This window comes from Rhizobium rhizoryzae (genome assembly GCF_011046895.1).
Classification (GTDB): Bacteria; Pseudomonadota; Alphaproteobacteria; order Rhizobiales; family Rhizobiaceae; genus Neorhizobium; species Neorhizobium rhizoryzae.
This window is the reverse complement of record NZ_CP049250.1, coordinates 810,167-827,033: the sequence shown is the minus strand read 5'-3', so window position 1 is coordinate 827,033 and position 16,867 is coordinate 810,167. Positions and strand designations below refer to the sequence as shown.

18 protein-coding genes are annotated in these 16,867 nt (G+C 59.4%); 10 read left to right on the top strand and 8 right to left on the bottom strand.

Going from position 1 to position 16,867, the window contains the following annotated elements:
* The first annotated feature begins 165 nt into the window (after positions 1–165).
* A complete protein-coding gene (locus tag G6N80_RS10205) occupies positions 166–666 on the top strand; it encodes a DUF3833 family protein (protein WP_165133534.1) in 501 nt (166 codons plus the stop codon).
* Here the strand turns inward: G6N80_RS10205 and G6N80_RS10200 are convergent.
* From G6N80_RS10200 to recF, 3 genes are read right to left on the bottom strand one after another with little or no spacing between them, the layout of a single operon-like run.
* Entirely contained in the window at positions 656–1,147 is a 492-nt protein-coding gene (locus G6N80_RS10200) for a GNAT family N-acetyltransferase (RefSeq protein ID WP_165133531.1), read from the bottom strand. The genes G6N80_RS10205 and G6N80_RS10200 overlap by 11 nt on opposite strands.
* A 2-nt stretch (positions 1,148–1,149) precedes the next feature.
* Positions 1,150–1,911, bottom strand: a complete 762-nt coding sequence (locus tag G6N80_RS10195) for a molybdopterin-synthase adenylyltransferase MoeB (RefSeq protein WP_165133528.1) — start codon at positions 1,909–1,911, stop codon at positions 1,150–1,152.
* Between the two features lie 28 nt (positions 1,912–1,939).
* On the bottom strand, positions 1,940–3,061 hold the full coding sequence (recF, locus tag G6N80_RS10190) for a DNA replication/repair protein RecF (RefSeq protein WP_165133525.1): 1,122 nt from the start codon (positions 3,059–3,061) through the stop codon (positions 1,940–1,942).
* Positions 3,062–3,234: 173 nt separating this feature from the next.
* Here recF and G6N80_RS10185 point away from each other — a divergent pair, with 173 nt between their 5' ends.
* The 3 genes from G6N80_RS10185 to G6N80_RS10175 are packed head-to-tail and all read left to right on the top strand — an operon-like array spanning position 3,235 to position 4,331.
* Positions 3,235–3,525 carry a hypothetical protein gene (locus G6N80_RS10185; RefSeq protein ID WP_165133522.1) on the top strand — a complete coding sequence of 97 codons (291 nt, stop codon included), beginning with the start codon at positions 3,235–3,237 and terminating at the stop codon, positions 3,523–3,525.
* 33 nt (positions 3,526–3,558) lie between these two features.
* Positions 3,559–3,777, top strand: coding sequence for a SlyX family protein (locus tag G6N80_RS10180; RefSeq protein WP_062555006.1), 219 nt, complete (start codon positions 3,559–3,561; stop codon positions 3,775–3,777).
* A gap of 11 nt (positions 3,778–3,788) precedes the next feature.
* Complete coding sequence (locus G6N80_RS10175) at positions 3,789–4,331, top strand: DUF924 family protein (RefSeq protein WP_165133519.1); 543 nt, start codon at positions 3,789–3,791, stop codon at positions 4,329–4,331.
* Positions 4,332–4,338: 7 nt separating this feature from the next.
* On the opposite strand, the gene G6N80_RS10170 is transcribed toward G6N80_RS10175, so the two are convergent.
* The 5 genes from G6N80_RS10170 to G6N80_RS10150 all read right to left on the bottom strand — a co-directional run bounded on the left by G6N80_RS10170 (position 4,339) and on the right by G6N80_RS10150 (position 10,536).
* Entirely contained in the window at positions 4,339–4,635 is a 297-nt protein-coding gene (locus G6N80_RS10170; protein ID WP_165133516.1) for a hypothetical protein, read from the bottom strand.
* Positions 4,636–4,731: 96 nt separating this feature from the next.
* Positions 4,732–6,360 carry an ABC transporter ATP-binding protein gene (locus G6N80_RS10165; RefSeq protein ID WP_165133513.1) on the bottom strand — a complete coding sequence of 543 codons (1,629 nt, stop codon included), beginning with the start codon at positions 6,358–6,360 and terminating at the stop codon, positions 4,732–4,734.
* A 5-nt stretch (positions 6,361–6,365) separates the two neighbouring features.
* Positions 6,366–7,514 (bottom strand): ABC transporter permease, encoded by a 1,149-nt coding sequence (locus tag G6N80_RS10160; RefSeq protein ID WP_062555008.1) that lies wholly within the window; start codon positions 7,512–7,514, stop codon positions 6,366–6,368.
* Positions 7,511–8,593 carry a microcin C ABC transporter permease YejB gene (locus G6N80_RS10155; RefSeq protein WP_062555009.1) on the bottom strand — a complete coding sequence of 361 codons (1,083 nt, stop codon included), beginning with the start codon at positions 8,591–8,593 and terminating at the stop codon, positions 7,511–7,513. The genes G6N80_RS10160 and G6N80_RS10155 overlap by 4 nt, the downstream gene beginning before the upstream one ends.
* A 161-nt stretch (positions 8,594–8,754) precedes the next feature.
* The gene (locus tag G6N80_RS10150; RefSeq protein WP_425503943.1) at positions 8,755–10,536 is read right to left on the bottom strand and encodes an extracellular solute-binding protein; all 1,782 of its coding nucleotides are present in this window, start codon (positions 10,534–10,536) and stop codon (positions 8,755–8,757) included.
* A gap of 269 nt (positions 10,537–10,805) precedes the next feature.
* Here G6N80_RS10150 and mepA point away from each other — a divergent pair, with 269 nt between their 5' ends.
* The 6 genes from mepA (at position 10,806) to G6N80_RS10120 (ending at position 16,802) form a co-directional block, all read left to right on the top strand.
* Positions 10,806–11,822, top strand: a complete 1,017-nt coding sequence (mepA, locus tag G6N80_RS10145) for a penicillin-insensitive murein endopeptidase (protein WP_165133507.1) — start codon at positions 10,806–10,808, stop codon at positions 11,820–11,822.
* A gap of 103 nt (positions 11,823–11,925) precedes the next feature.
* Positions 11,926–12,306 carry a methylglyoxal synthase gene (locus G6N80_RS10140; protein WP_062555457.1) on the top strand — a complete coding sequence of 127 codons (381 nt, stop codon included), beginning with the start codon at positions 11,926–11,928 and terminating at the stop codon, positions 12,304–12,306.
* A gap of 13 nt (positions 12,307–12,319) precedes the next feature.
* A complete protein-coding gene (locus G6N80_RS10135; RefSeq protein ID WP_165133504.1) occupies positions 12,320–13,342 on the top strand; it encodes a glucokinase in 1,023 nt (340 codons plus the stop codon).
* A 226-nt stretch (positions 13,343–13,568) separates the two neighbouring features.
* Entirely contained in the window at positions 13,569–15,290 is a 1,722-nt protein-coding gene (locus tag G6N80_RS10130; protein ID WP_165137002.1) for an ABC transporter ATP-binding protein, read from the top strand.
* 30 nt (positions 15,291–15,320) lie between these two features.
* Positions 15,321–16,142, top strand: a complete 822-nt coding sequence (gene dapB / locus G6N80_RS10125; protein ID WP_165133501.1) for a 4-hydroxy-tetrahydrodipicolinate reductase — start codon at positions 15,321–15,323, stop codon at positions 16,140–16,142.
* Between the two features lie 24 nt (positions 16,143–16,166).
* Positions 16,167–16,802, top strand: a complete 636-nt coding sequence (locus G6N80_RS10120; protein WP_062555013.1) for a 2,3-bisphosphoglycerate-dependent phosphoglycerate mutase — start codon at positions 16,167–16,169, stop codon at positions 16,800–16,802.
* The last annotated feature ends 65 nt before the right edge of the window (positions 16,803–16,867 follow it).

Sequence of the window (16,867 nt, the reverse complement as noted above, 5' to 3'; positions counted from 1 at the left end):
ACGCGTTACTGCGTTAACGCGGCAGAGCCTGCCCGTGGTGTGAAGGTCAGTTCGGGCAGTTCCCTCAAGAGCGATAGCGGCTAAATTCCATTCGAGATTTCGTGATCGGAAATCCAGTCGCTCGGCGGTCGCGTATCACATCGCAAACAGGAAAGGAGACAGCCTATGAACAGGGCAGTGCTCTCTATGGCGATGGGGCTTGCGATGCTGACTGTGACGCAAGAAGCGTATTCAGCGGATTTTACACTCGAATCCTATTTCACCGGCAAGACGAAGGCGACCGGATCCTTCAGCGCCATCAATGGCGTGAAGAGGCAGTTCGATGTCGACCTGACCGGCACGTGGAATGGCAAGACATTGACCTTGCGCGAGGATTTTAAATATTCCGATGGCGAACGCGACACCAAGACCTGGCGCTTCACCAAGATCGGACCCGGCAAATACACCGGAACCCGTGAAGACGTGATCGGAGAAACGACCGTCGAAATCGAGGGCAAGGTCGCCAAGTTCAACTACCTTATCAATCTTGGAACGTCTGCCAAGCCCAACAAGGTGCATTTCTACGACACGATGGAACTGAAACCGGACGGCACTCTCGTCAACACGGCATGGGTTACGAAGTACCTGCTGCCGGTTGCCAAGACGACGGTGATCTTTAAGCGGTAACCGGTTGCGCCAGCGGCTTCATCATCTCGATGAAGGTGATGCGGTCATAGCCCGGATGAGAGCGATCGGCGGTTTTGACAAAACCCCAGCGCTGGAACGCTTGGTGATTCTCGCGAAGTTCGATGCGGGTTTCCAGACGCAGGTTTGGAAGCCCGCGCTGGACAGCTTCCAACTCCGCACGCTCGAGAAGCGCGCGACCGATGCCCTTGCCTTGCATCGCCTTGGAGATTGCAAGTTTGCCGATGTAGAGGCAAAGCGGCGGCTCAGGCCGGCAGAAGATGCAGCCGACCAGCACGCCCTGATCTTCCGCAATGTAGCAGATTTCATCTTGTGCCTTTTGGGCAAGCGACGTTTCCGTCAGCTTGTGGGCCGAGGATGGTGGATCAATGCGCTCATCCATATAGGCAAAGGCCGACATGATCAGCGAAAGCAGTCCGGACCAGTCGGTAAAGTCATCGGGTAGCTTGTTGATGCTCAGCATGGTCAGGCCTTTGAACGCCGCCGGTAACGGATGGTGTTGAAATTCGCACCGAGGCTATCGTAGCTCAGCAGGCGACCGATCAAGGGTTCGCCGATGCCGGTGACGATCTTGATGACTTCCATCGCCATCAAGGTACCGATGACACCGGTGAGAGCGCCAATGACGCCGGTTTCTGCGCAATTGGGCAAAAGCCCCTGCGGCGGCTTGATGGGGAAGAGATCGCGGTAAGTGGGGTTCTGTTGGCCTTCTTCATTCGTCTCGTAAGGCGCCAGAACCGTTACCGTGCCATCGAACCGCCCGACAGCGCCTGTGACCAGCGGAATTTCCGCCGCCTCTGCCGCATCGGCAGCGGCATAGCGTGTATCGAAATTATCGGAACCATCCACCAGAAGATCGAAACGCTTGAGGTGGGTTGCAGCGAAGTTTTCGTCGAACCGTTCCTCAAAACGCATGACCCGCACATTGGGGTTGAGGCGCGCAATGGCCTGCGCGGCACTTGCCGTCTTCAGCTCGTTCAGCGTGCCGCTATCGTGGATGACCTGACGCTGGAGGTTGGAGAGCGATACATGGTCGTCATCGGCAATGCCGAGCGTTCCAACGCCCGCAGCCGCCAGATATTGCAGCACAGGGGCGCCTAGTCCGCCGGCACCGATGACCAGCACACGGGCATTCTTGAGGCGTTGCTGCCCTTCGCCACCCACTTCCGGCAGCAGGATATGCCGCTTGTAGCGCTCGATTTCGTCCTGGCTGAGTATGTCTGTCATGAGGATTCTGGCATTCTGGAGTGCAAGATCAGCTAAGGACTTTGCCCTGGCTGACGGTGAAGAACTGCGCCCGATCGTTCAGCGCGGAGAACATGGCACGATCCGTGCCGGTCATGAAGGCCTGACCGCCAAGATCATGAACGAGATCGAAGAGCGATGCACGGCGACCCTCATCGAGATGGGCGGCAATCTCATCCAGCAGCAGAACGGGCGCACAGCCCGTCATGTCGCCCGTCAACCGTGCATGGGCAAGGATCAGCCCAACCAGAAGCGCCTTCTGCTCCCCGGTCGAGCAACGCTCCGCTTCCATGTCCTTCTCCCGGTGGCGCACCAGAAGATCGGCACGGTGGGGACCATGAAGCGTGCGTCCGGCGGCAGCATCGCGATGGCGGCTATCGCGGAGGTTTTCCGCATAGGCCTCTTCCAGTTCGGCATAAGGGCGCGTGTCGTCTTCATCCAGAAAACCAATCAGGCTGAGGGTTGGAGAAGGAAAGGGCGTTTCGCCGCTCCGCGCAATGAGCGCAGCCAGCAGCGTCAGCATTTCGCGGCGGGCGGCCGCCATGGCAATGCCGAGCTCGGCCATCTGCACCTCGATGCCGCTCAGCCATGCAGGATCGAACCGGCCTTCTGAGAGAAGACGATTGCGGCTGCGCATGGCGCGCTCATAATCGGCTGCGCGACGCCCATGGGCCGGATCGAGCGACAGCACGAGCCGGTCCAGAAAGCGGCGGCGATCCGATGCGCCGCCGGTGAATAATCCATCCATGGCCGGTGTCAGCCACAGCACGTTCAGGTGGTCGGTCAGTTCCTCTACTGACTTGGCAGGCGTACCGTTAAGACGCAGCTTGCGGCTTGTGCTTTCTTCACCGGTCTCAATGCCGGTGCCGATGGCCACCGCGCCTTCGCGTCCCTCAAGATCGGCAAAAACCGAAAAGCCGCCGGACGCCCCAACCCGCGTTACATCCGACAGGACGGCGCGGCGCAGGCCGCGACCGGGCGAGAGAAAAGAGACGGCTTCCAGAAGATTGGTCTTGCCCGAACCATTGTCCCCCGTCAGCACCACATGACGCTCGTCCAGCGCAAGAGTGGCTGATGCATAATTGCGAAAATCAGTGAGCTTCAGCCGGGTGAGATAGGTCTTCTGCGCCATGCTGCTCTGCTATCGCCAGTGACCGGCGAAGGCAAGCGGATCGTGGTCTCTTCGGAATAGTCTTGATCACTATCGAGAACTGTAAGCAAAGTCAGATCAAACTATCTGAGGATGAAGAATTCTGCTGATGTAACCTGAGCCACTGTGCTATCTTGTCGCAGGAGGATGCGCGCATGGTGGAGAATGAGGAGATGACACCGGACGAAGCCCGCGACGACCATTGGCAGATGCTGCGGTTTCTGGGCTTCAACGCCGGGTTCGGCTTTGCAATCGGGCTTCTGATCGCAGTTGCGCTCGTGTGGATGAATGTGGGCGATCTGGGCACGCGCATTATGCGTTCGGCCAATCCGCCGCTGGTATTCTTCATGCTATCGGTGCCGCTGGCCTTTACCTTTGCCAGCGCCGTGCTGGGATCGGCGGTGATGCTGATGCCGTACAAGCGCAAGAAACAGCTGAAAGGGTAGCCTCAAAGCCCTTGCTTCGCTACAAAGCCAGCCATGAGCGAGATCAAGACTGACGCAGAGCGCATAACGCTTCTGGAAGAGACCATTGCCCATCAGGCGAGGACAATCGACGAACTGTCAGAGCAGATCGCCGAACAGTGGAAAGTTGTGGAGCAGACGCGCGCAAAGCTGGACCGGCTGACGGAGCGTTTTCTCAGTCTGGAAGAATCGTCCCTTGAAGCGCCCGCCATCACTCGGCCACCCCATTATTGAGGATTGTCACCATGATTCATGAAGGGGCCGCCAAGGTTCTCGGCTTTTGGATTGAGGCCGGGCCGGAGCGCTGGTTCGACAAGAACGCCGAATTCGATGCAAGTTTCCATGACCAGTTTCGCGACCTGCATTTTGCCGCAGCGCGGCAGGAATTTTCCGGCTGGCTGAGAACGGCGCAGGAAACTCTGGCGCTGCTACTGTTGCTCGACCAGTTCCCGCGGAACTGCTTTCGTGGCACCGCGCATATGTTTGCGGCGGACTACCTGGCGCTTCATTATGCAAGACAGGCTCTTGCGGCAGGGCTGCACAGCCAAGTCGAAGAGCAATTGCGGATCTTCTTCTATCTACCATTTATGCACGCTGAGACTCTGGAAGATCAGGAATTATGCTGCACTCTGTGTGAGCCACTGGGCGGCACATCCCTTCAATACGCCATCATTCACCGGGACATCGTTGCCCGCTTCGGCCGCTTTCCGCATCGCAACTCTATTCTGTTAAGAGAGACGACAGCGGAAGAGCAGGCCTTCCTGGACGCGGGTGGCTTTTCCGGGTGATTCGATATCAAGGGTTCGATGATGGTGACGCATTCGGATTTGCGGGCGTTGTCGGACCAGCAGGCGGGCTCGCCGTCTGCTCCGCTGGCGGTTCGGTCGCTTGACCATACCATTCGGCGGCACCCCACGCGACCATCGCCAGAAGAAGACCGGCCACGAGCACCATGAAAACCGGCTTTCCCTTTTCACCCTGACGGGCGTCTGTCGGCGTCAGGGGTTTTTCGACCGGTGGTGTCGTGCTGCGGGTAAAGTTCGGATCCTGCAAATGCGTGGGCGTGCCACGGTCGTCGATACGTGTGTTCATGCCGATGTTCCTCCATGGCGCGGTGATTGCGCAATCTGGGGAGCCAACGACGTGGGATTAGAAATGGTTCCGAGGGCAGAAAGCCCCGGAACAGGGTTATTGCGCAACGGCCCCGGTACGCACCGCTTTGAGGTTGAAAGCGGCGGCCATCAGCGCCTTGGTATAATCATTCTTCGGCTCTGCGAAGATATCCGCCGACGGGCCTTCTTCCATGACCTTGCCCGAGCGCATGACGATGACGTGGTTGGCCAGTGCCTTCACCACCTTCAGGTCGTGGCTGATGAAGAGGTAAGCGAGATCGTGCTTCTGCTGCAGGTCTCGCAAAAGATCCACAACCTGGGCCTGAACGGTCATATCCAGCGCCGAGGTCGGCTCGTCCAGCATCACGAAACGCGGTTTGAGAACCATGGCGCGGGCAATGGCAATGCGTTGGCGCTGGCCACCGGAAAATTCATGCGGGAAGCGCCAGCGGGTAGCAGGGTCCAGCCCCACTTCCTCCAGCGACCATGAAACCTGCCGGTCTCGCTCCTCGAAGGAAAGCTGCGGCTGGTGCACACGCAAACCTTCGGCGATGATATCGCTGACAGACATGCGGGGGCTGAGTGAACCGAAGGGATCCTGAAACACCACCTGCAACCGGTCCCGCAGCGGGCGCATCTGCTTGAAGGTATATTCGTTGATGTCCTTGCCGATGAAACTGATGCGGCCCTGGCTGGAAATGAGTCGCGCCAGCGCAAGGCCTAGCGTCGTCTTGCCGGACCCGGATTCGCCAACGATGCCGACCGTTTCCCCGGCGCGAAGGGTGACATCGATACCATCGACCGCCTTCACATGATCCACCACCTTGCGCAGGAAGCCCGCCTTGATAGGGAACCAGACGCGAATATCCTTGCCTTCCATGACAACGGAACGTGACGGATCCGCAGCGGGCGGTTCGCCGCGCGGTTCCGAATCCAGCAGATGGCGGGTGTATTCGTGGGACGGACGCTCGAACACATCCGCGACCGCGCCCTGCTCGACAATCCTGCCCTTGGTCATGACGCAGACGCGATCCGCGAAACGGCGGACGATGCCGAGATCATGGGTGATGAACAGGATGGACATGCCATAGTCGCGCTGAAGCTTTTTCAGAAGCTCCAGAATCTGGGCCTGAACGGTGACATCGAGCGCTGTCGTCGGCTCGTCCGCGATCAGAAGCTTGGGGCGGTTTGCGAGCGCCATGGCAATCATCACACGCTGACGCTGGCCGCCGGAAAGCTCATGCGGATAGGCTTTCAACCGCTTCTCCGGTTCGCGAATGCCAACCTGATTGAGGAGTTCGATCACGCGGGCACGCGCAGCATCACCTGTCATGGCCTGGTGTAGTTCAAGGATTTCCGCCACCTGCTGCTCGATGCTGTGCAGCGGGTTGAGCGAGGTCATCGGCTCCTGAAAGATCATGGTGATGTCATTGCCACGTACATGGCGCAGCTCGGCATCAGAGGCCGTCAGCATGTCCTTGCCCTCGAACAGGATGGAACCGGACGGATGGCTGGCCGATGGATAGGGCAGGAGCTTCAGCACCGAATTGGCGGTAACAGACTTGCCGGAACCGGATTCGCCGACCAGCGCCATGACTTCGCCAGGCTGGATGTCGAAGGAGACCCGGTCCACGGCGAGCGACTCATGGCCGCCCTGATGAAACGCGACCGACAGGTCTCGAACGGAGAGGAGGGGCTCTGTCATCAGGCTCACCGGAATGTCTTGCGGGGGTCGAAGGCGTCACGCACGGCTTCCCCGATGAAAATGAGCAGCGAAAGCATGACGGACATGGCGAAGAAGGCCGTCAGCCCCAGCCATGGCGCCTGGAGGTTGTTCTTGCCCTGCGCGATCATTTCACCGAGCGAGGGCGAGCCGGGTGGCATGCCGAAGCCAAGGAAATCAAGCGAAGTGAGCGTTGCAATCGAGCCGGAAAGAATGAACGGCAGGAAGGTGAGCGTCGCGACCATGGCGTTCGGCAACAGGTGGCGGAACATGATGGTCCAGTCACCGACACCCAGCGCACGGGCTGCCCGCACATATTCGAAATTTCGCGCCCGCAGGAATTCGGCCCGCACCACGCCGACGAAGCCGACCCACTGGAACAGAAGCATGATGCCGAGCAGGACGAAGAAGCCGGGAGGCAGGATCGCAGCGATGATCAACAGGATGTAGAGAACCGGCATGGAGGACCAGATCTCGATGAAACGCTGCATCAGAAGATCCGTCCAGCCGCCGAAAAAGCCTTGGATCGCGCCAGCGGTCACGCCGATGATGGCCGACAGGATGGTAAGCGCTAGCCCGAACAGAACCGAGATGCGAAAGCCGTAGATGAGGCGGGAGAGAACATCGCGCGCCTGATCGTCGGTGCCGAGCCAGTTCATGTTGCCGAGCGTGCAGTTCGGATCGGCATCCTTCAACGGATAGGCAGCGCAACGCTCTGCCTTGTCCATCAGCCAGAAGGGTTGCGTGGGGGCAGAATGGGGAATTTCGGAATTCACCGTCTGATAGGAATATCGGACTGGCGGCCAGATCATCCAGCCATTGCCCTGAATTTCCTGCTGGATGTAGTCGGACCGGTAATCGGTGGTCGCCAGAAAGCCGCCGAACTTCTCCTCCGGATAGTTCACGACGACGGGAAACAGCATCTCGCCCTTGTAGGAGACCATCAGCGGTCGGTCATTGGCGATCAGTTCGGCGCAGAGCGACAGCACGAACAGGACCATGAAGATCCAGAATGACCAGTAGCCGCGACGGTTGGCCTTGAAATTCTGCCAGCGACGAAGGTTCGTCGGCGAAAGAAGACCGCGCCGGGGCGGTGCAGCGGGAGCGGTGCGTTCAGCGACAGAGGCCATGCTCATACCTCCCGCTTTTCAAAGTCGATGCGCGGATCGATCCAGGTATAGATCAGGTCCGAAATCAGACCGACCACGAGGCCGAGCAGCGAGAAGATGTAAAGTGTGCCGAAGACGATCGGGTAGTCGCGGTTGACGATCGCGAGATAGCCAAGACGGCCAAGGCCATCCAGCGAGAAGATGTTCTCGATCAAAAGCGAACCGGTAAAGAAGGCAGAGATGAACGATGCCGGGAAACCGGCAATCACGATCAGCATGGCATTGCGGAACACATGGCCATAGAGCACGCGATGCTCCGACAGGCCTTTGGCGCGCGCTGTCACCACATACTGTTTCTTGATCTCATCGATGAAGGAATTCTTCGTCAACAGCGTTGTCGTCGCAAAGGCCGACAGGGACAGCGCAATGAGCGGCAGCGTGAGGTGCCAGAAATAGTCGACGATCTTCTGCCACCAGTTCAATTCGGCCCAGTTGTCGGACACAAGGCCGCGCAAAGGGAACCAGTCGAAGAAGGAACCGCCCGCGAACAGCACGATCAAGAGAATGCCGAACAGGAAGCTCGGCACCGCATAGCCGATGATGATGACGCCGGAAGTCCACACATCAAAGGCCGAACCATCCTTCACCGCTTTGCGAATGCCAAGCGGAATGGAGACCATGTAGGAGACGATCAGGATCCAGACGCCCAGCGACATGGAAACCGGCAGCTTGTCGATAATGAGATCCAGCACCGAGGAATTGCGGAAGAAACTCTCGCCGAAATCGAAGCGGATATAGTTCCACATCATTTCCAGAAAGCGCGTGAGAGGCGGCTTGTCGAAGCCGAACTGCTTCTCGAGCTTGGCAATCAGCTCCGGATCAAGACCCTGACCGCCGCGATAACGCGCCTCGTCTCCGCCACCGGCCTGCAGGCTTTCCGAACCTCCGCCGGAAAGCCGGTCGCCGCTATCGGAGCCCTGCAATTGCGCAATGACCTGTTCGACCGGACCACCCGGTGCAAACTGTACCACGAGGAATGAAATGCCCATGATGCCGATCATCGTCGGAATCATCAGCAGAATGCGGCGAAGGATATAGGCTCCCATCAGCGCTGGCCCGTCTGGCTGGCGCCTGCGCAGCGCGTGTCATTCCTGGTCAAATTGCAGCATCTCCTGAGAGCTAGGTTAGAGAATCAGTTGTCCCGACTAGAGGGACTCTATGGCGAGAATGGCGCAAGCAGCTTGAACCGGGCTTGCGCCGCTGAAGTTTACTTTGCCCACCAGAGCGCCGGGAAGCCGATGCCGTATTCGGGCAGGGGATCAGGGCGAACGAGCTTGCTCCAATAGGCGATGCGCGTTTCGCCGGAATAGAACATCGGGATGACGAAGTGGTTCGCCAGCAGCACGCGATCGAGCGCATGGACCGCGGCAACCTGATCCTCCCGCGTCGGAGCGGTGATGATGAGCCGGATAATCTGGTCGACGGCCGGATCTGCAATGCCGGCAAGATTGCGCGAACCGGTCTGGTTTGCGGCTTCCGAACCCCAATATCCGGCCTGCTCGTTGCCGGGGTTCATGGTCTGCGCCCAGACGCCGAATATCATGTCGAAGTCGAAGCTGCGGACGCGATTGACGTATTGCGAGGAATCCACGGTGCGAATGCGCGCATCAATGCCGATCTTCTTCAGGCTTGCCACATAGGGAAGAACCGTCCGCTCCATGGACGGGCTGTTGAGCAGTATCTCGAAGCTCATCTGTTGACCGGTCTTGGCATTGACCATCCGGTTGCCCTTCAACTCCCAGCCCGCCTGCTTGAACAATTCGACGGCCTTGCGCAGGTTATCGCGCACCTTCTGCGGATCGCCATTGACCGGATTGGTGTAGGGCTCGGTGAAGACGCGGGCCGGAACCTTGTCCTTCAGGCCGTTGAGGATCTCCAGTTCCTTGCCTTGCGGAAGTCCCTTGGCGGCCAGATCCGTTCCCCAGAAGAAACTGTCCACACGGTTCAGGCCACCAAAGGCCAGATTCTTGTTCAGGTCCTCGAAGTCATAGGCATAATTCAGCGCCTCGCGAACACGCGCATCCTTGAACTGGTCGCGGCGCAGGTTCGGCACATAGGCCTGCATGACGCCCTTGGCGCGGAACTCGTTCTTCAGCGCCTCACGCTTCACCCGCCCATCCTTGACCGCATCGAAATCATAGCGTGTCGCCCAGCGGCTGGAACTGTTTTCCTGACGATAATCGATCTGCCCGGCCCGGAAGGCCTCCAAGGCCACATCGTAATCAGCAAAATAGGTGTAGGAGATCACCCGGAAATTGTTCTGGCCAATATTGATCGGCAGATCCTTGCCCCAATAGTCGTCCCGCAATTCGTAGCGGATGGTGGAGCCGGCCTGGAAGCTGGCGATCTTGTAGGGGCCTGAACCCATGGGCGGCTCCAGGCTTCCCTTGGAGATGTCGCGCGCGACGCCCTTGGTATCCTTGCCCTCATACCAGTGCTTGGGCAGAATCGGAAAATCCCCGACGATAGCGGGCAATTCCTTGTTGTTCTTTTCGTCGAAGCGGAAGGTCACGTCCCGCTCGCCGGTTTTCTCCGCGCTTGTTACATGACGGTAGTAGTTCGCCAGGACATTGCTGTTGGCCTTGGCGCTCTGGAAGCTGAACACCACATCATCCGGTGTGACCGGTTTTCCGTCGGCCCATTTTGCTTCTGCACGTAGCCGGAATGTCACCGACGAGCGGTCTTCGGGAAATGACAAGGCCTCCGCCAGCAAGCCGTAGCTCACGCCGATCTCGTCTTCCGACTGCTTCAAAAGCGTATCGAAGACGATACCGACACCTGCTGCCGGATTGCCTTTGTCGGCCAGTGGATTGAAGCTGTCATAGGTGCCTTCATCGGCAAGTCGCAACTCCCCCTGCCTGGGCGCGTCCGGGTTCACATAGGGCAGGCGCTTGAAATCCGCGGGCAGCTTTGGCGGCTCGAGAACGCCGATCGCGTGACGCCACTGTGGCTGGTCCTGGGCATGGAGATCGGCCGGAGACGCCATCATTGCCAGCACTGCGAGCGCCAGCGCCCCATTTCGAAACTGCGCCAAATTCATTCGGGCTGCCCCTTCTTATTTTGCGTATGTCGATGAAGCATAAGGCAATTATCGACAAAAAACAGTCCGGCCGCCTCACCATCGGTTTACCGCGGATCGCGGCTTGCCCTCAATTGGCCCCAGAATTGAGGGCAGAGATTCACCAGACAGGCAAATCAGTTTAGAAAAGACACGAGATGGCTTTACTGGCAAAGCGGCAAAAATCTGGATTCCTGCGCATGAGATCATTCCCGACTGTCCTGAAGGCTGGCGTGCTGAGCATGCTTTCGCTTTCCCTATCCCTCTCCGCCGCCATGGCGGATCAGCCGGCCAAGCAGGCTTTTGGTGCCGTGACGCTGCCGAGTGCAGGAACACCGACGCCGATCGGCTCCTACGCGAAGGGCTGCATTTCCGGTGCCGTGGCGCTGCCGGATGATGGGCCCCATTGGCAGGCCATGCGCCTTTCCCGCAACCGCCACTGGGGCATGCCGCAGACGGTTTCATTGCTGAAGAAGCTTTCGGAAGACGCAGTCGCTCTCGGCTGGGGCAATGGCATACTGGTTGGTGACATGTCGCAGGCACGCGGTGGGCCGATGGCCTTCGGTCATGCATCCCATCAGGTGGGGCTGGATGTCGATGTATGGTTCACGCCCATGCCGGAAAAGCGCCTGACGCCGGAGCAACGAGAAACAATTCCCTTCACCTCCATGCTGGACAAGTCGAAGTTCCTGACGGTTGATGGCCGCAAATTCACCTCGACGGCGGCACGGCTTGTCATGACTGCCGCCAACTATCCGCAGGTGGAGCGCATTTTCGTCAACCCGGCGATCAAGAAGAAACTCTGCGACAGCTGGACCGGCGACCGCACCAATCTTGGCAAGGTGCGGCCCATGTATGGCCACGACGAGCACTTTCACATTCGTTTGACCTGCCCTCCGGGACTTGCCAGCTGCAAGCCACAGGCCGCGGTTGCCGCGGGCGATGGCTGTGACAAATCGCTGGCCTGGTGGTTCACCGATGAGCCTTGGGCCAAGCCGAAGAAGGATCCGAATGCGCCGCCGCCAAAGCCGCCGCGTCCGGTCATGGTGTCCGATCTTCCCAAGGCCTGCGCCGCTCTGCTGGAAGCCCCTGCCAATCGCAATGCCGTAGCCGGAACCCGACCGCCAGCCGCACCCGCTTCGGCGCTTGCACCCATGGCAGATGACGATCTGCCCGATCTGCCCGACAGTGCTCCATCTCCGCGCGCCAAACCCTGATTATAATCGGTTTAAATGCTTCCCATGTCCGACTGGTTCAGTGTAGATACGGCCCGTGGGCATGGGAAAAGCTCGTGTGCTCTGACGAATGGGAGGCGGTCCGATGTCTGACAGACCCTGTATCGCGCTGATTGCGCATGACCAGAAAAAGGCTGAGATGGCCGAGTTTGCCCGGCGGCATCAGCTTGCTCTCTCCCGATTTCGAATTGTTGCGACCGGAACGACAGGCGGGCGCGTTCTGGACGCCTGCCCGACATTGGATGTGACGCGCCTGAAAAGCGGACCGCTGGGCGGTGACCAGCAGATTGGCGCGATGATTGCCACCGGCGAGGTTAGCATGCTGATCTTTTTCACCGATCCATTGACGCCGCTGCCGCATGATGTTGACGTGAAGGCGCTCACCCGCCTGGCGACCGTCTACGACATTCCCATGGCGCTGAACCGCGCGACAGCTGAAAAGCTGATCGATTTTCAACTGACCTGATACGGATTTTCTGATGGCAAACGCATCCGAGAGCGAAACTCTGGCCTTCCCGATCCTGATCGGCGACATCGGTGGAACCAATGCCCGATTCTGGATCCTGTCGGACGCGAAAGCCGAGCCGCAGCAATTTCCCAATGTGCGCACGGCAGACTTCGTCAACATCGATGATGCGCTTGCCGGTGAAATCCTGCCGAATGCGAAGCAGAAGCCGCTCTCTGCCATACTGGCGATTGCCGGTCCGATCGAGGGCGATGAAATCGCGCTGACCAACTGCGACTGGGTGGTGCGCCCGAAAACCATGATCGCCGATCTCGGTTTCAAGGATGTGCTTGTCATCAACGATTTCGAGGCGCAGGCCTTGGCCGCAGCGACGCTGGCGCCGGAATATCGCGAGCCGATCGGTCCTGCGCACGAGGCACAGATTGCCTCTCGCGTCGTCATGGGTCCCGGAACGGGTCTGGGTGTGGCAGGACTGCTGCGCGCCCGCGACATGTGGTTTCCCATCCCGGCCGAAGGCGGCCATGTGGACCTCGGCCCTCGCAGCGAGCGCGACCTGCAGATCTTCCCGCATATCGAGCGGATCGAAGGTCGTGTTGCGGCGGAGCAGATCCTGTGCGGGCGTGGTCTCGTCAATCTTTACCGGGCGCTGTGCACGGCGGATGGCATAGAGCCGAAGTTCACTGACCCGGCAGACATAACCTCGCATGGCCTTGCCAAGTCCGACCCCCAGGCAACCGAAACGCTTTCCCTGTTCGTCACCTATATTGGTCGCTATGCGGGCGATCTGGCGCTGATCATGATGGCAAAGGGCGGGGTCTATCTGGCAGGCGGTATCAGCCAGAAGATCATTCCCGCCTTCCGCTGGCCGGAATTCCGTGCCGCCTTCGAGGACAAGGCCCCGCACAACGGCCTGATGCGCCAGATTCCCACCTTCGTGGTCACGCATCCGCAGGCCGCTCTCTCCGGACTTGCAGCCTTTGCCCGCACGCCGGATGAATTCGGCCTGAACACCGCAGGCCGCCGCTGGCGTGGTTGATGCAAAGCCGCAAGTTGTTGCTGCTCTTTCTGTTGCAAGGCGGGAACACCTTGCAGCAACAGCACGGCTGACACGCAATGGTGTGCTAGCAAAATAGGCACGGACTGGCTAAGACCGGCTTGAGTTTGGCAATTTCGCCGCCTCGTCACATGGGACATTGCTTTTGGAGCAAAGCGAAAAAGAAAGACTTGCCGCGTCCCGCGTCGATGCCGGTACAGTTACCAGCATGCTGAAGCGCATCATCGCGGAAAACGGTCGCGAGCACGTCAAGGGCTATGCTTTCGCCATCAGCTGTCTTGTGCTCGTCGCGCTGTCCACGGCCTTTACGGCCTGGATCATGGAATCCGTGGTCAACGAGGCCTTCGCCAACAAGCGCGCCGACCTGGTGCTCCTGATCTGCGGCTCAATTTTCGTTGCCTTTCTCATTCGCGGTTTCGCCTCCTATTTCGAAGCGGTGACGCTTTCCAAGATCGGCAACAACATCGTCGCCGTCTATCAGCGCCGCCTTTACGACCATTTGATGAAGCTGTCGGTCGGTTTCTACAACGAGTCCCGCTCCGCGCATCTGGCAGCGCAGATCAGCCAGAACGTCAACGGTATCCGTGACGTGATGAACCTGACGATCACATCGACCTCGCGCGATCTCCTGACGCTGATTGCGCTGATCGGCGTGATGATCAGCAAGGACTGGATCCTCTCGCTCATCGTGTTTTTCGTCGCGCCGCCGCTGCTCTATGCCCTGCGCTATGTATCGAAGCGGCTGCGCAGCGCGACGCGCGAGTCTGTCGAGTTCAATAGCCATGTCGTCGGTGCGATGCAGGAGACGATCCAGGGCATTTCCATCGTCAAGGCCTTCACGATGGAGCAGGAACTGAGCCGTAAGGTCGATTCCATCATCGGTTCTGCGGAAAATCGCGCCAACCGCATTGCGAGGCTCTCGGAACGCACGGCGCCCCTGACGGAAACCTTCGCCGGCGTGGCGATCTCCAGCGTTCTGGCCTATGCAGCTTTCCGCTCGATCTACAATGACGTGCCGCCGGGCGCCTTCTTCTCCTTCGTGACAGCGCTTCTGATGGCCTATGACCCGGCCCGGCGTCTCGCCAAGCTGCAGGTCAATATCGAACGCGCCGTCGTCAACGCGCGCATGATCTACGATCTGCTGGATCTCCAGCCCATGCAGCGGGAGCATCCGGAAGCCAAGGATCTGGTGATCACCTCCGCCACTGTCGAACTGCGCGACGTCGTGTTCCGCTACGGCCCGAACGAGCCGGTGCTGAGGGGCGTCAGCATCACCGCCGAAGGTGGCAAGACGACCGCGCTGGTTGGCCCCTCGGGTGCGGGCAAATCCACGATCATTGCGCTGATCCCGCGATTCTATGATCCGGCAGAAGGCACGATCCTGATCGACGGGCAGGACATTGCCAAGGTCACCAAAGCCTCGCTTCGCAATCATATCGCCTATGTTTCGCAACAGCCCTATCTGTTCGAGGGCACGATCCGCGACAATATCCGCTATGGCCGGCCGGCTGCGACAGATGCTGACGTGGAACAGGCAGCAAAGCTTGCCTATGCCCATGATTTCATTCTGGCCCAGCCGCTTGGCTATGACACGCCTGTCGGCGAAAATGGCGTGACACTCTCCGGCGGCCAGCGCCAGCGGCTGTCCATCGCGCGTGCATTGGTACGCAATGCGCCGATCCTGTTGCTCGATGAGGCGACCTCCGCACTCGACAACGAATCCGAAGCCGCAGTCCAGAAGGCCCTTGAAACAGCCATGAATGGACGAACTGTTCTGGTCGTGGCCCATCGACTGTCGACTGTCGTCAAGGCCGACAAGATCGTGGTGATGGCAGAAGGTCGCGTGGTGGAAGAAGGCAGCCACGAGGAACTTGCACGCCGTCAGGACGGGCTTTACGCTCGCCTCAACAATCTGCAAGCGCCGAACTGATCAAATCCCGGATGGAGAACAGAGTTTCCGATGAGCGAGCATGACATGAAGCTGGTGGTCGTGGGCGCCGCAGGGCGTATGGGCCAGACCCTGATCCGCATCATTCAGGAGACCAAGGGCGCGAAACTTCATGCAGCGGTGGAGCGGGAAGGTTCACCCTTCATCGGCAAGGATGCTGGCGAGCTGGCGGGTGCCGGATTCATTGGCGTTCCGGTTACCGCAGATCCGCTTGAAGCCTTCCTGCATGCCGATGGCGTTCTGGATTTCACCTCACCTGCCGCCAGCGTCAATTTCGCCGGTCTGGCCGCTCAGGCCCGGATCGTTCATGTGATTGGAACGACGGGCTGTGCGCAAGCCGACGAAGACAAGTTCCAGGCCGCCGCACGCCATGCCAGAATTGTCAAATCCGGCAATATGAGCCTTGGCGTGAACCTGCTCGGTGTCCTGACGGAGCAGGCCGCCCGTGCGCTGCCTGCGGCAGGCTGGGACATCGAAGTGCTGGAAATGCACCACAAGCACAAGGTGGACGCGCCTTCCGGCACGGCCCTTCTGCTGGGCGAAGCCGCAGCCAAGGGCCGTGGCATTGCGCTAAAGGACCATTCCGTTTGCGTGCGCGATGGCCATACCGGCCCGCGTGAAGCTGGCTCCATCGGCTTTGCCACGCTGCGCGGCGGCTCGGTCATTGGCGAACATTCGGTTCTTTTTGCCGGCGAGGGCGAAATCGTCACCCTCTCGCACAGCGCCGGAGACCGCTCGATTTTTGCCCGTGGTGCCGTGGCCGCAGCCCTATGGGCGCATCCGCAAAAGCCGGGCTTCTATACCATGCTCGATGTACTCGGGCTCAACAGCTGATCACCCTTATATCTGGAGGAATTCATGAGCGGAACTCTCGTACTCGTCCGTCACGGACAGAGTGACTGGAACCTGAAGAACCTGTTCACCGGCTGGAAGGATCCTGAACTGACAGAGCTTGGCGTACAGGAAGCTACCGCAGGCGGACAGGCTCTGGCTGAGACCGGCATCAAGTTCGATATCGCCTTTACCTCCGAACTGAAGCGCGCCCAGGAAACCTGCCGCATCGTTCTGGAAAAGGTCGGTCAGAGCGGTCTGGAGACGATCCGCGATCTCGCCCTCAACGAGCGTGACTATGGCGATCTTTCTGGGCTGAACAAGGACGATGCTCGTGCAAAGTGGGGCGAAGAGCAGGTGCATATCTGGCGCCGTTCCTACGACATTCCGCCTCCGGGTGGCGAATCCTTGCGTGACACCGGTGCTCGCGTCTGGCCCTATTACCTGACTGAGATCCTGCCGCGCGTCTTGAAGGGGCAGACGGTTCTGGTGGCAGCGCATGGCAATTCTCTGCGTTCGCTGGTCATGGTTCTGGATCGGCTTTCGAAGGAAGAAATCCTGAAGCTGAATCTCGCGACCGGCGTACCCATGGTCTACAAGCTGAACGCGGATTCGACCGTTGCGTCCAAGCAGGTGCTTGGCGATATGTCTGGCGCGCACTGACACCTATCTGACATGAGAGCGGCCCCGCGATTGCTCGACGGGGCCGCTTGCCATCCGGATCAGGG

Bases quoted from the DNA above. Each gene is read 5' to 3' on its own strand.
- G6N80_RS10160 (WP_062555008.1), bottom strand. From the start codon at position 7,514: ATGAGCATGGCCTCTGTCGCTGAACGCACCGCTCCCGCTGCACCGCCC.
- G6N80_RS10135 (WP_165133504.1), top strand. From the start codon at position 12,320: ATGGCAAACGCATCCGAGAGCGAAACTCTGGCCTTCCCGATCCTGATC.
- G6N80_RS10180 (WP_062555006.1), top strand. From the start codon at position 3,559: ATGAGCGAGATCAAGACTGACGCAGAGCGCATAACGCTTCTGGAAGAG.
- G6N80_RS10170 (WP_165133516.1), bottom strand. From the start codon at position 4,635: ATGAACACACGTATCGACGACCGTGGCACGCCCACGCATTTGCAGGAT.
- mepA (WP_165133507.1), top strand. From the start codon at position 10,806: ATGAGATCATTCCCGACTGTCCTGAAGGCTGGCGTGCTGAGCATGCTT.
- dapB (WP_165133501.1), top strand. From the start codon at position 15,321: ATGAGCGAGCATGACATGAAGCTGGTGGTCGTGGGCGCCGCAGGGCGT.
- G6N80_RS10155 (WP_062555009.1), bottom strand. From the start codon at position 8,593: ATGGGAGCCTATATCCTTCGCCGCATTCTGCTGATGATTCCGACGATG.
- G6N80_RS10165 (WP_165133513.1), bottom strand. From the start codon at position 6,360: ATGACAGAGCCCCTCCTCTCCGTTCGAGACCTGTCGGTCGCGTTTCAT.
- G6N80_RS10120 (WP_062555013.1), top strand. From the start codon at position 16,167: ATGAGCGGAACTCTCGTACTCGTCCGTCACGGACAGAGTGACTGGAAC.
- G6N80_RS10185 (WP_165133522.1), top strand. From the start codon at position 3,235: ATGGTGGAGAATGAGGAGATGACACCGGACGAAGCCCGCGACGACCAT.
- G6N80_RS10195 (WP_165133528.1), bottom strand. From the start codon at position 1,911: ATGACAGACATACTCAGCCAGGACGAAATCGAGCGCTACAAGCGGCAT.
- recF (WP_165133525.1), bottom strand. From the start codon at position 3,061: ATGGCGCAGAAGACCTATCTCACCCGGCTGAAGCTCACTGATTTTCGC.
- G6N80_RS10175 (WP_165133519.1), top strand. From the start codon at position 3,789: ATGATTCATGAAGGGGCCGCCAAGGTTCTCGGCTTTTGGATTGAGGCC.
- G6N80_RS10200 (WP_165133531.1), bottom strand. From the start codon at position 1,147: ATGCTGAGCATCAACAAGCTACCCGATGACTTTACCGACTGGTCCGGA.
- G6N80_RS10130 (WP_165137002.1), top strand. From the start codon at position 13,569: ATGCTGAAGCGCATCATCGCGGAAAACGGTCGCGAGCACGTCAAGGGC.
- G6N80_RS10140 (WP_062555457.1), top strand. From the start codon at position 11,926: ATGTCTGACAGACCCTGTATCGCGCTGATTGCGCATGACCAGAAAAAG.
- G6N80_RS10150 (WP_425503943.1), bottom strand. From the start codon at position 10,536: ATGATGGCGTCTCCGGCCGATCTCCATGCCCAGGACCAGCCACAGTGG.
- G6N80_RS10205 (WP_165133534.1), top strand. From the start codon at position 166: ATGAACAGGGCAGTGCTCTCTATGGCGATGGGGCTTGCGATGCTGACT.